13 protein-coding genes are annotated in these 12,198 nt (G+C 73.5%); 9 read left to right on the forward strand and 4 right to left on the reverse strand.

The annotated features are described in order from the left end of the window. Positions 1 to 23: 23 nt before the first annotated feature. The 4 genes from ADL03_RS08245 to ADL03_RS08260 are packed head-to-tail and all read right to left on the reverse strand — an operon-like array spanning position 24 to position 3,825. Positions 24 to 557 (reverse strand): hypothetical protein, encoded by a 534-nt coding sequence (locus ADL03_RS08245; RefSeq protein WP_053732762.1) that lies wholly within the window; start codon positions 555 to 557, stop codon positions 24 to 26. Positions 558 to 572: 15 nt separating this feature from the next. After that, entirely contained in the window at positions 573 to 1,742 is a 1,170-nt protein-coding gene (locus ADL03_RS08250; RefSeq protein ID WP_053732763.1) for an ABC transporter permease, read from the reverse strand. Further along, positions 1,739 to 2,776, reverse strand: coding sequence for an ABC transporter ATP-binding protein (locus ADL03_RS45160; protein WP_082372979.1), 1,038 nt, complete (start codon positions 2,774 to 2,776; stop codon positions 1,739 to 1,741). The genes ADL03_RS08250 and ADL03_RS45160 overlap by 4 nt, the downstream gene beginning before the upstream one ends. Then, entirely contained in the window at positions 2,773 to 3,825 is a 1,053-nt protein-coding gene (locus ADL03_RS08260; protein WP_053732764.1) for a peptidoglycan-binding protein, read from the reverse strand. Before ADL03_RS08260 ends, ADL03_RS45160 begins: the two co-directional genes overlap by 4 nt. A 58-nt stretch (positions 3,826 to 3,883) precedes the next feature. Here ADL03_RS08260 and ADL03_RS08265 point away from each other — a divergent pair, with 58 nt between their 5' ends. From ADL03_RS08265 to ADL03_RS08305, 9 genes are all read left to right on the forward strand, one after another. Beyond that, positions 3,884 to 4,576 (forward strand): response regulator transcription factor, encoded by a 693-nt coding sequence (locus tag ADL03_RS08265; protein ID WP_053732765.1) that lies wholly within the window; start codon positions 3,884 to 3,886, stop codon positions 4,574 to 4,576. Continuing rightward, positions 4,566 to 6,272, forward strand: a complete 1,707-nt coding sequence (locus tag ADL03_RS08270; RefSeq protein WP_053732766.1) for a HAMP domain-containing sensor histidine kinase — start codon at positions 4,566 to 4,568, stop codon at positions 6,270 to 6,272. The genes ADL03_RS08265 and ADL03_RS08270 overlap by 11 nt, the downstream gene beginning before the upstream one ends. Before the next feature lie 48 nt (positions 6,273 to 6,320). Next, a complete protein-coding gene (locus ADL03_RS08275) occupies positions 6,321 to 7,133 on the forward strand; it encodes a glycoside hydrolase family 20 zincin-like fold domain-containing protein (RefSeq protein WP_053732767.1) in 813 nt (270 codons plus the stop codon). A gap of 50 nt (positions 7,134 to 7,183) precedes the next feature. Beyond that, the gene (locus ADL03_RS08280; RefSeq protein ID WP_157528337.1) at positions 7,184 to 7,594 is read left to right on the forward strand and encodes a hypothetical protein; all 411 of its coding nucleotides are present in this window, start codon (positions 7,184 to 7,186) and stop codon (positions 7,592 to 7,594) included. A 76-nt stretch (positions 7,595 to 7,670) separates the two neighbouring features. Beyond that, positions 7,671 to 8,213 (forward strand): hypothetical protein, encoded by a 543-nt coding sequence (locus ADL03_RS08285; RefSeq protein WP_197288199.1) that lies wholly within the window; start codon positions 7,671 to 7,673, stop codon positions 8,211 to 8,213. A gap of 90 nt (positions 8,214 to 8,303) precedes the next feature. Beyond that, positions 8,304 to 8,771: a hypothetical protein gene (locus ADL03_RS08290; RefSeq protein ID WP_053732769.1), complete on the forward strand. Its 468-nt coding sequence runs from the start codon at positions 8,304 to 8,306 to the stop codon at positions 8,769 to 8,771. 154 nt (positions 8,772 to 8,925) lie between these two features. After that, positions 8,926 to 9,417, forward strand: coding sequence for a hypothetical protein (locus ADL03_RS08295; RefSeq protein WP_053732770.1), 492 nt, complete (start codon positions 8,926 to 8,928; stop codon positions 9,415 to 9,417). Continuing rightward, positions 9,417 to 10,799: a hypothetical protein gene (locus tag ADL03_RS08300; protein ID WP_082372991.1), complete on the forward strand. Its 1,383-nt coding sequence runs from the start codon at positions 9,417 to 9,419 to the stop codon at positions 10,797 to 10,799. The genes ADL03_RS08295 and ADL03_RS08300 overlap by 1 nt, the downstream gene beginning before the upstream one ends. Further along, positions 10,796 to 12,184 carry a VWA domain-containing protein gene (locus ADL03_RS08305; protein ID WP_053732772.1) on the forward strand — a complete coding sequence of 463 codons (1,389 nt, stop codon included), beginning with the start codon at positions 10,796 to 10,798 and terminating at the stop codon, positions 12,182 to 12,184. Before ADL03_RS08300 ends, ADL03_RS08305 begins: the two co-directional genes overlap by 4 nt. The last annotated feature ends 14 nt before the right edge of the window (positions 12,185 to 12,198 follow it).

Consider the following 12,198-nt stretch of genomic DNA (forward strand, 5'->3'; position numbering starts at 1 on the left):
TGTGGACTCTACAGTCCAGTTCTTCACCGCCCTGACGCCGCGATCTCGCACTCCTGCGCGTGCTCCAGGCCCAGCGAGATGGAGGCGGCGTCGTTGTTGGGCCCGCCGAACGCGTAGCTGATCGCGGTGGCCCCCGGCTCGTTCACCACCTCGACGTACCGGACGCCCTTCTCGCGCAGGCACTGCACGACGCGGTTGGCGAAGTCGACGGCCTCCGGGTTGCTCGCGTCCTTCTCCCACGGCGGCAGCGGGATCTTCGACTCGCAGTCCTTGAGCGCCTTGTCGACCTCCTCCTTGCCCGGCTGGCGGCCACTGCCCTCCAGCGGGCGGCCCTTGTAGTCCAGGCCGTGCTGACCCATGCACTGCGCGAACGGCACGTTCAACGCCTCGTGGTCCTCCGGCGTCATGTCCAGCCGCTCGCGCGGGCGTTGCTCGGTGGGAGCGGCCGGGGAGGCGGCCGTGCTGCTCGGCGTCGACAGGGACGCGACCTGCGGCGGGGTGTCCGGCGCCGAGCAGGCGGCCACGGCCAGGAGCAGGACGAGCGGTGCCTTCTTCACGGGTTTCCTTCCAGGTCACGAGGAGAGCGCCTGCGTCGGCGTGAGCCGGGCGGCGCGGAGGGAGGGGTACAGGCCGGCCGCGGCGCCCACGACGAGCGCCGCGAGCACACCGCAGACCAGGACGGTGGCGGGGATGACGAGCGGCCAGCCGTGCAGGGTGGCGTAGCCGGCGACCCCGAGCGCACCGAGCGCGGTGCCGGCCAGACCGCCCAGCGACGACAGCAGGACCGCTTCGGTGAGGAACTGCGCGCGGATGTGACCGCGGGTCGCGCCGAGCGCCCGGCGCAGGCCGATCTCGCTGCGGCGTTCGAGCACGGAGATCACCATGGTGTTCGCCACGCCCACGCCGCCGACCAGCAGCGCCACCCCGGCCAGACCGAGGAACAACGCGCTGTAGGAGTTCTGGGTGGCCCGCTTGGCCGCCAGCGCGTCCGAGGGCCGGCTGACCTGCACCAGACCGGGCACCTCGCCGTACAGCGTCGCCGGCAGCACCTTCCGGACGTCCTCGATGGACTCCTCGCGGGCCTTCACGTACACGACGGTCGGGTGCCCGTCGAAGCCCAGCGACGTCCGCGCGGCCTCCCAGCCGACCAGCACGGAGCGTTCGACGTCCGGCGCCAGCGGCATCGGCCCGAGCACCCCGACGACGGTGAACCAGCGGTCCCCCACGAACACCGCGGGCTGGGAGTCGGCGCTGGCGATGCCGAGCCGGCCCGCCGCGACGTGACCGAGCACGACGGACGGGAAGTCCGGCCGCGGCAGGAACCGCCCGCTGCGGACGTGCCCGTTCACAGCCTCCAGCAGGCCCGGGGTCGCGGCCAGCACGGTCAGGTCGGAGCTGTGGCCGGGGTCGAGCAGGTCGTTGCGCCGGACGCGGGCGTGCGTGTTCGCCACGGCCGCGGCGGCGGTCACCGGGCCGATCCGCTCGACCATCGCGACCGCCGACTCGGGCAGCAGCACCGGGTCGTCGATGCGCTGGACGGGCTGGGCGCGCAACGTGTTGGTGCCCAGCGCGGTCAGCTCGTCCAGCAACGCCCGCTGGCTGGACGCGGGGATGCCGGTGACCACGACGACCGTGGCGACGCCCAGTGCGATGCCGAGCGCGGACAACGCCGCGCGCAGCTTGCGGGTGCGCACGCCGATGGCGCCGAGGGCGAGCAGGTCGGTGAACGCCAGCCGTCTCATCGCCCGCTCCCCGTGCCGTCGATCCTCCGCCGCCGCACCTCGGGTGCCCGGTCCGCGGTCTCGATCCGTTCCACCGGCGGGCCGACATCCGCCCTGCCCCGCCCGCCGGGCACCTCGATCCGCTCCGTCGGCGGGCCCGCCTCCGCCCTGCCCCGCCCGCCGGGCACCTCGATCCGCTCCGTCGGCGGGCCCGCCTCCGCCCTGCCCCGCCCGCCAGGCAGGTCGGCCGGTCGCGCACCACGCACCTCGATCCGCTCCGTCGGCGGGCCCGCGCTCCCGCCGGTGCGCGACCGGACCCGTTCGACCACCCGGCCCACGTCCACCACGGCCCGGCCACCGCGGATCTCGACCCGCTCCCCCGGCCGGCCCGAGTCCGCCACGATCCGCCCGTCCCGCAGCTCGACCCGCCGCGGCAGCGACGCCGCGATCTCCCGGTCGTGCGTGATCACCACGATGGTCGTGCCCTGCCGGTTCAGCTCGGTCAGCAGCTCCAGCACCGCCTGCCCATTGGCCGTGTCGAGCGCGCCCGTGGGTTCGTCGGCCAGCACCAGCGACGGCTCGTTCACCACGGCACGCGCGATCGCGACCCGTTGCCGTTCACCACCGGACAGCTGCCCCGGCCGGTGCGAGACCCGGTGGCCGAGCCCCACCCGTTCCAGGGCGCCGATCGCCAGCGCGCGCCGGTCACGGCGCCGCACGCCCGCGTAGAGCAGGCCCGTGGCGACGTTCTCCGCGGCGGTCAGCCCGTCGGACAGGTGGAACTGCTGGAACACGAACCCCAACCGGCTGCCCCGCAACGCCGACAGCCGCCGGTCCGGCAGCGCCGACACGTCCTGGCCGTCGATCTCCACCGTCCCCGACGACGGCAGGTCCAGCGTGCCGACCAGGTGCAGCAACGTCGACTTGCCCGACCCGGACGGCCCCACCACCGCGACCAGCTCCCCCGCCGCCACCTGCAGCGACACGTCGTCCAGCGCCGTCACCCCACCGGGGTGGTGCTTGCTGACCGACCGCAGCGCGAGCACCGGGGTCACTGCGCCACCACCACTTCGAGGCCGTCGGTGACGCCGTCACCCGAGATCTCCACCCGGTCCTGCGAGTACAGCCCGGTCCGCACCGCCTTCAGCGTGCCGTCCGGCCGCTGCACGGCGTACCCGCCCTCCTTCAACGCCACCAGCGCGGCGAGCGGCACGGTCAGCACACCCGCGCGGCTCTCGGTGGTGATCTTCAACCGCACCGGCGCGGTGTCGAGGTCGGCGACGGCCGCCGGGTCGTCCGGCGTGACCACCACGTCGACCTTCGGCCCGCCGCCGTTGTCACCGGCGGCCGCGGCCGCCACCGACGTGACCTTGCCCGGCACCTCCCGGCCGTCCGGGCGCACGACCGCCACCGGTGTGCCCGCTTTCAGCGCGCCCGCCTCCGCCACCGGCACCCGCGTCGTCACCAGGCGCGTGGTCGGGGTGACCTCGAACAGCTCCTCCGCCGCCGGTGCGCCGAGCTGGGCCTTGACCGACGCGACCCGCACCGGTCCGCCCAGCACGAGCACCCGGCCCGGCGTCAGCACGCCGGTCTGCTCGACGCCGAGCGCCTTCTGCCACCGCTTCACCGCGTCGACCACCTTCGGCGTGAGCTCCGCCTTCGCCGGGTCCTTCGCCCGCACACCGACCTGGTAGCCGAGCGCGGCCAGGTTGTCGGCCACGACGGCCACGTCGGAGCCCTTCAGCCCCGGCGCGTCCAGTGCGCGGAACAGCGGCGTGGCACCGAAGAACACGACCACCGGCTGGTCGTCCACCCGGTACAGCTCCCTGCCGAGCTCGGTGACCTGGCCGACGGCCGGGAGCGCCGTGACGGTGCCGGTGCCGCCCTTGACCGGCCGGGCAGCGCCGAAGCCGAGGTCGGCCTGCAGCGTCCGGGTGTTCGTGAGGTCCCCCTTCCGCACGGTCGTGGTCTTGACCGCGGGTGGTGGTGCTGCGGCGGGTTCGTCGGGACGCGACCGCACGAGCAGCACCACGGTGACGGCGACCACGAGGACGAGCGTGGCCGCGATGACGGTGTTGCGCATGGCGTGGATCTTGTTCGGCACTTGTGAGGATCCTGTGTCGAACCGGTGACCGGCCGGAGGGCGTCCCTATCATCGGCCCGTGAGCGCACTGATCCTGGTCGCGGAGGACGACGAGAACCAGGCCGAGCTCGTCCGCCGCTACCTGGAGCAGGACCACCACCGGGTGATGGTCGTGCACGACGGCCGCCGGGCGCTCGACGTGGTCCGCGCCAGGGAGCCCGCGCTGGTCGTGCTGGACCTGATGCTGCCCGGCCTGAGCGGGCTCGACGTGTGCCGGGCGTTGCGGGCCGACTCGGACGTGCTGGTGCTGATGCTCACCGCGCGGTCCACGGAGGACGACCTGCTGCACGGCCTGGGCCTCGGCGCGGACGACTACATGACGAAACCGTTCAGCCCGCGTGAGCTCGTGGCGCGCGTGCGGACATTGCTGCGCAGGCGGCCGGACGTGCGCGCGGCACCGTTGCTGCGGGTCGGGCCGATCGTGGTCGACCCGGTGCGGCACGAGGTCACCGTGCGCGGCACGCCGGTGGAGTGCACGCCCGGCGAGTTCGGGCTGCTGGAGGTGCTGGCCGAGCAGGTGGACCGGGTGTTCACCCGCGAGCAGCTGCTGGAACGGATGCACGGCATCGACAGCTACCTGACCACCCGCACGATCGACACGCACGTGAAGAACCTGCGGCGCAAGATCGAGACGAACCACCGCGCGCCACAGCACCTGGTCACCGTCTACGGCATCGGCTACAAGCTGACGGCTGGTTCCGGTGCGGCGTAGCGTCTTCACCCGCCTGCTGGTCGTCGTGGTGCTGATCGCGGTGTGCTCGGTCGCCGCGACGGCGTGGCTCGCGACCCAGCTGACGCAGGCATCGATCGCCCGCGAGCAGGGCCGTGAGCTGGCGGCCGACAACAAGATCTACGCCGTGCTGCTGACCCACGCCACCGGCCACCGCGACTGGTCCGAGGTGGACGGGGTGCTGGACGAGCTCGTCGCCGAGCAGCCGCACCGCCGCATCGCGTTGCACACCAAGGACGGCCGCACGATCGCCGACCGCGGCGGTGACGGCGGCCAGCTGCCCGCGACGGCCGCCGCCGTGGTGGACCCGCTCGCCGTGGACCCGGTCCTGGTGCCCGGCGCGCCCGCCGACCGGATCGACGAACGGGTGCTCGGACCGTTCCGCACGCCGATCGACTTCCGCGACCGGGAGGACCGCACCGGGTCGCTGCAGTGCCTGCGTGCCCGCAAGCACCAGCGGCCGGGGCCGCAGGACTGCCGGGAGACCGAGCTGGAGTTCGACACCGCCGCCGACTTCTACGCGTTGCTCGACCTCGAAGACCTGGTCGACGCGTGCCTGGCGCGCCGGTCGCTGCCTCCGGCCGAGCTCGACCCCGACTACACGCCCGCGCGCAAGCAGTCCAGCGGCCAGCCGGTACCCGACGAACCCGCCGTCGCCGCCTGCGTCGCGGCGGCCCGCCGCGAACAGCTCACGCCCTACGTGGCACCGCCCGCGTTGCTGTACCTGACGAACCCGACCGGTCCGCCGACCGCCGCGATCTCGTTGTCCGGCAACGGCGGGCAGGTCACCGGTGCCGCCGCGGCCGTCCTGCTGGTCGCCCTGCTCGTGGCGGCGTACGCGGGTGCCCGGATCACCCGGCCGTTGCGCGCGCTGACCGCGGCTGCCCAGCACATGTCCGGCGGCGGCGAGATCCCGCCGGTGCCGGTGCGCGGCCAGGACGAGATCGCGGGGCTGACCAGGGCGTTCAACACGATGGCCGCGAACAGGGCGCAGCTGGAGCAGGCCCGCAAGGCGCTGGTCGGCGACGTCGCCCACGAGCTGCGCACCCCGCTGAGCAACATCCGCGGCTGGCTGGAGGCCGCGCAGGACGGGGTGAGCGACCTCGACCCGGCGCTGGTCGCGTTGCTGCTCAAGGAGGCCCTGGTCCTGCAGCACGTCGTGGACGACCTGCAGGACCTCGCCGTGGCCGACGCGGGCTCGCTGCGGCTGACGCTCGGTCCGGTGGCGCTCGCACCGGCGCTGGACCAGGTCCGCGCGGCGCACGAGGCCCGCGCCGCCCAGGCCGGCGTCACCCTCTCGGTGTCGTCCGCCCCGGTGACCGTCACAGCGGACGCCCTGCGGTTGCGGCAGGTCCTCGACAACCTCGTCGCGAACGCCCTGCGGTACGTGCCGCCGGGCGGGTCGGTGTCGATCGACGCTGCTCAGGAGGGCGCCGACGTGGTGATCTCCGTCACCGACACGGGTTCCGGAATCGCCGCCGCGGACCTCCCGCACGTGTTCGACCGCTTCTGGCGGGCCGACCGGTCCCGTTCCCGCAGTACGGGCGGAAGTGGACTGGGACTGGCGATCGTGCGCAAACTGGTCGAGGCGCACGCGGGTTCCGTCGACGTGACCAGCGCGCCGGGTCAAGGCACCACGTTCACCGTGCGGCTGCCGGGTCACGTGGAACTCACCTGAGCCGTGCCGCGTTGAGCGGGTGCAGGCAGTCCGCTCGAGAGGAACGCGGTGATCGTCCCCATGCCCTCGATCGCGCCCCGTCGCACGGGCGCGTTCGCACTGGCCGAAGACGTCACGATCAGGGTGACCGGTCAGGCCCGCACCGCGGCCGCGATGCTGCGCGAGCTCATCTTCCGGGAGACCGGCCACACGCTCGCCGAGTCGCCCGACGGCACGCTCATGGTGACGCTCGACCCGGCCCTGCGCGGCCTCGGCCCCGAGGGCTACGCGCTGCTGGTCAGCCCGAACGCGGTGATGCTGCGGGCGCGGACCCAGGCGGGCCTGCGGCACGGCGTGCAGTCGTTCCGCCAGCTCATGACTCCGGACGGCACCGTGCGCGCCGCCGACGTGCAGGACTCGCCCGCGTTCGCGTGGCGCGGTGTGTCGAGCCCGCTGCTGGCGCCCGGCGAGATGCGGGAGACCATCGACCGGATGGCCGCCTACAAGCTCAACGTCCTGCACCTGCGGCCCGACGGCGACCAGCACGAGCTGCGCGAGCTCGTGGAGTACGCGCTGGCCAACGGCGTGACCGTCGTGCCGGAGATCGGCAGGTCGCTCGCCGAGGTGCTCGACGTGTTCCCCAGCCGCTGGGTGCACATCGGCCGCGCGAAGCTGACCCGCGGCCTCGCCGCCCTGCTGCACAGCCACGACCGGGTGCCGGTGCGCTGGCACGACGGCGACGACACCACCGCCGTGCTCGGCCCGCACGGCCAGCTCACCGAGGGCGACGCCGGGCTGCGCGCGGTCGCCGTGGCCGGCTGGGTGGGCGGCTCCGCGGCACTGCCGCGCTCGGCCGCACTGGCCGCCCCCTCGGCGGGTTGAACCGGCCCTTTTCCGGGTACCTCCCTGCTCCCCGGGAAAGGAACACCGACATGCCCTCGTCCAGGCCGATGCGCCGGATGGCCGCGCTGCCCCTGGTCCTGCTCGTGCTGGCGGCCTGCCTCGACGCGCTGCACCTGCTCACCGGCAGCTCCGCCGTCGCCGCACTGGCGTGGCACCTGATCACCGCCGGACTCCTGCTCGGCATCGCCGTGGCGGCGGCGCAGTGGCTCGACCGCATCTTCGCGGAGCCGTCGGAGCACACGTCGGTGCGCGACCTCGGGATCGCGGCCGTGCTCGTGCTGTTCGGCACCAGCTGGGTGCTGCGGCTCGACCAGGCCGGCTGGGAGCCGAGCTGGACCGCGGTGCTGGCGGCGTGGGCGGGCGCGCTCGGGGTGTGCGCGGTCAGCCTCCCCCGCACGACCGGACGCGTGCGCGGCAACCCGACCGTCAGCACGCCCTGACCCCTTCTCCACTGTGGACGATCCGCGTCGCGCTGTTCCCTGCACCCGCGGCCGCCCTCCTGTGTACCGTGCGCGCGTGGAGATCATCGACAGCACCTTCCCGCCCGCCCTCGCGGCACTGGTCGGCATCGACTTCCCCTGGGACCACGACGAGAAGTCCGACGGCGCGGCACCGACCAACATCGACTACGAGCCCTACGCCGAGTTCGACTCCGCCGAGCGGACCGCCGACTGGATCCACGCCTGGACGGGCAACGACGAGCTCGACGGCGACGCGTTCCGCGTGTTCGCGCAGGACGGCACCGGCGGCCTGGTGGCCAGCTGGCTCGTCCGGCCCGGCCGCCCGCTGACCGAGCAGCCGGTGGCGTTCTTCGGTTCCGAGGGCGAGGTCGGCGTGGTCGCCACGGACCTGGGCTCGTTCCTGTGGCTGCTCGCCGGCGGCGTCGGACCGCAGGAGGCGGTCGAGTTCGGCGAGGACACCGGCGTCCCCCACCCCGAGCTGCGCGCGGTGGCCGAGCGGTACTCGGGAACGGAGCCGCGCACGCCCGCCGAGGTGCTGGCCGCGGCACGCGCGGAGTTCCCGGACTTCGCGGAGACCGTGCAGTCCTGGTGCCGATAGCCCGCGGACGTCCCCGGCTTCCCGGCGCATAACGGCCGGCCGGAGCGGCTCGACAGAGGTCGAGACGACGACGGAACGGACTGGTGGCCGGTGGACGACCTGCTGACGTACATGAAGGAACGCAGACGCGCGGACGAGAAAGCGGCGGCGATCTGGGCCGCGCGGACCGCCGACATCACGGCCTGGGCGCGCAAGGTCGTCACGCTGCTGCGGCGCAGGGGCATCCCCGCGGACCAGACCCTCTTCGACCGGGTCGGCGGCGAGAAGACCAGGCGGGCCACCGGCTGGCTCATCCACACCGTGACGACGCGCAGCTCGCACGGCGGCGCCGGGAAGGAGATCGGCATCCTCCTGACCCCGGCCGCCGAGCTGTGGCAGTACGACGCGGAATGGCCGCTGTCCGTCCAGCTCACCGCACAGCGCCCGAACCACCGCACCGACGCGGGTGCCGTGCTGCTGGCGCGCTGCGAGTTCGTGCTCGACCACGCGGTCGAGGCGATGGCGGACGCGCTCGACCGCCACGGGATCACCGTGGCCGAGCTCGAGTCACTGCACTGACCGAGCCCCTCGAACCACCTCCACGCCACGTGGTCGCGGGCTCACCACCTGCACGTCTTCGGTGATCGTCAGAAATTGTCGGTGGTGGTCGCTAACGTCTCTCCTGTCGGGCCGGACCGCTCGGATCGGGCCTCGTGGGCAAGGAGATGACGCGTTGTCAGGTTGGGAAAGTTCGAGCACGGCGCGGGTGTTGTGGCCCGCGCGGCCGCGCAAGCTCGCCAAGGTCCCGTTCGTCGAGCTGGCGGACGGGCGGTTGCAGGGCGTGGTCTCCAGCGGCTCGGACGTCGAGCGGGTGTACGTGTCGTCGGTCGCGGCGGGCACGTTCGCGTTCTCCTGCAGCACCAACAACAACCGGCCCTGCGGTGGGGCGAGGGGCGGGTTCTGCAACCACATCCTCGGGCTGATCGGCGAGGCGGTGCTGCAGTACGGCGCGGAGCGGGTGGCGCGGTACCTGCGCGTCGAAGGCGTTGACGGGGGCGCGATCGTGGCGGCCATGCAGGCGAGTGGACCGTCCCAGGGGGACAGTGCGGCGGCGGCGCAGGTGTTCAGCCGGTTCCTGCGGCACCTGGCGTACCTGGAGCTCGCGCCGACGACGGCGCCGTTGCCGGAGATGCAGTGGTTCCCGCCGACCAGGGCGGTGGTGTGATGCGGGCCGATCTGCTGGCGGACGCGATCGAGGGTCTGGACGAGGCGCTCGCGGCGGTGGACGGTGCCGATCAGGCGCTGGCGGCGGGGCTGGTGCGCCCGCAGGCCGCCCAGGTCGCCGGGGTGACGGGGCTGGCGGATGCCGTCGTGGGCTCGCCGCTGGCGGAGCGGGTGGCGGAGGCGGCCGAGAAGGTCGCGGTCGGCGCCGCGGGCGAGGAGCACTTCGTTTCCCTTGCGGCGGCGCGGGTTGCGCTGTTCGGGTCGGTGCACGACGCGGTGCTGCAGCGGGTCGACCAGGCGACCGGGCGCGGCCGCGCGGAGGAGCTGGTCCCGGCGACGGGCTCCGACCAGCCGCTGAACCTGTTGCTGGCGGCCAGGTCCTGGCTGTCGGACCTGGCGCGGGCCGGATGGCGGGGCATCGACCACGACCTGGTGGCGGGTGCCGCGCCGGTGGTCTCGGCGTTGCTGCCGGTGCCGGAGCTGCGCCGGTTGGCCACGCTGCTGGACGGGTTCGCGGCCGAGCTGGCGGCGTCGTGTCCCGGTTCGGCGCTGGAGCGGGTTCCCGTGCGGCGCTGGGGAGATCTGTGGTCGCGGGCGGTCCTGCTGACGTTGCCGGGCGCCCTGCGGACGGGCACGACGACGGTGAGCGGGCGGCTGCTGCCGCTGGGCGTCGACCTCCAGGAACACCCGACGGCCGCGCAGGCCCAGGTGCACGCGGTGCTGGAGCCCGCGGACGGTGGCGCGCCGCTGTTGGTGCGGGCCAGTGTGTCGGCGCCGAAGCCGGACTCCGTGGTGGGAGCGGGGATCTGGCAGTTGCTGCGCCCGCACCTGACCCTGCTGACGGCGGTCAGCGAGGGGCGGGCGATGGAGCTCACCGACATGCCGATGACCGGCGAGGGCGACCTGCTGTGGGCCGAGCCGTGTGCCCGGATGGGCGAGCCGGCCGACCCGTTCACGACCGCGCGGGTGGTGCTGCCGACCGCGAGCGCGTTGCCCACCGCGGCGCTGGACCGGCATCCGGCCCGCATCGCCGCGCCGGTGTTCCTGGACGGGTACGGCGTGGAGCCGGACCCGTTGGCGTTCACCGTGTCCGGTCAGCGAATCGCGGTGGACGCCGACCGGATCCCCGCCGCCGGGCCGCTCACCCCGGAGGCGGTGGCCGCGTCGAGCGAGTGCATCGGCCTGCTGCGCTGGGACGCGGGGACGTTCCGCGTCCAGCCGCTGGCGGTGCTCGCGGTGGCGCGCAAGAAGTCCGTGGCGCTGCACGCCGGTGCGTGGGCTGGTGGCGCGGGCACCGACAAGGCCGGGGTCAAGGCGGAGAAGGCCGCCACGGACGCCGTGGCCGTGCTGCGGGAGCGCGCGGGAAGGTTGCTGCGCACATGACCGACACGACTGCGCCGGCCACGACCGGCGGTGCTGCCAACGACGCCAACCGCAGGCAGGTCCTCTACTGGCGGTTGCTGTCCCGGCTCTTCGACCACGAGGAGCAGTCCTCCCTGGAGTCGGCGAGCCTCGCGGTCGTGCAGGACGTCGGCCTGCCGCCCGCCCTGCTCGACCCGTACACCGGCGTCGACAACGTCGTGCAGCGCCACCCGGACCTGGAGGCGGAGTTCGACGGGCTGATGGTCCGCGACGCCGGCGAGGAACGCGACCACGCGGCCGAGGTGCGGCGTGCGGCGCTGGTGTCGAAGGTGCTGCTGAACGTCTTCGGCACCGGGTCGGGCACGGTGACGGCGGGGCAGCTCAGCCGCTGGCAGGCCGACGCCGGGTGGCTGGAACGCGCGCTGGGCTGCCGGCCGGGCGAGCTGCGCGGTGGGCGCAGCGGCCGCGGGACCGGCGGTGGCGCGCCGGCACCGGACCTGAGCACGCTGCTGCCCGAGATCGGCCCCGAGCTGGGTGCGATCGAGGCGGACCTGGTGAAGCGCATGCACCTGCGCGAGGTGCTCGCCGACCCGGCACTGGCCGCCCAGTTGACGCCGAGCATGTCGCTGATCGAGCAGTTGCTGCGGGACAAGGACAACCTGTCCGGTGTGGCGCTGGCCAACGCCAAGTCGCTCATCCGCCGGTACGTCGACGAGGTGGCCGAGGTGCTGCGGACCGAGGTCGAGAAGGCCGCGGTGGGCAGGCTCGACCGGTCGGTGCCGCCCAAGCGGGTGTTCCGCAACCTCGACCTCGACCGCACCATCTGGAAGAACCTGACGAACTGGAGCCCGGAGGAGGAGCGGCTCTACGTCGACCGCCTCTACTACCGGCAGACGGCGCGCAAGACCACGCCGCAGCGGTTGATCGCGGTGGTCGACCAGTCCGGTTCCATGGTCGACTCGATGGTCAACTGCGCGATCCTCGCGTCGATCTTCGCCGGGCTGCCCAAGGTGGACGTGCACCTGATCGCGTACGACACGCAGGCGCTGGACCTCACGCCGTGGGTGGGCGACCCGTTCGAGACGCTGCTGCGCACGAACCTCGGTGGCGGCAACGACGGCATGGTCGCCATGGCGCTGGCGCAGGCGAAGATCGCCGAGCCGGCGAACACAGTCGTGGTGTGGATCTCCGACTTCTACGAGACCCGCATCGAGCAGCTCTTCGAGGCCATGGCGGCCATCCACCGCTCCGGCGCGAAGTTCATCCCGGTCGGCTCGGTGACGAGCTCCGGCCGCGGCAGCGTCAACCCGTGGTTCCGCGAGCGGTTCAAGGACCTCGGCACCCCCGTGGTCTCCGGCCACGTCCGCAAGCTCGTCCACGAGCTCAAGACCTTCCTGACCTTCTGAAAGGCACCACATCA

The organism is Nocardia sp. NRRL S-836 (assembly GCF_001279525.1).
Classification (GTDB): domain Bacteria; phylum Actinomycetota; class Actinomycetes; order Mycobacteriales; family Pseudonocardiaceae; genus Lentzea.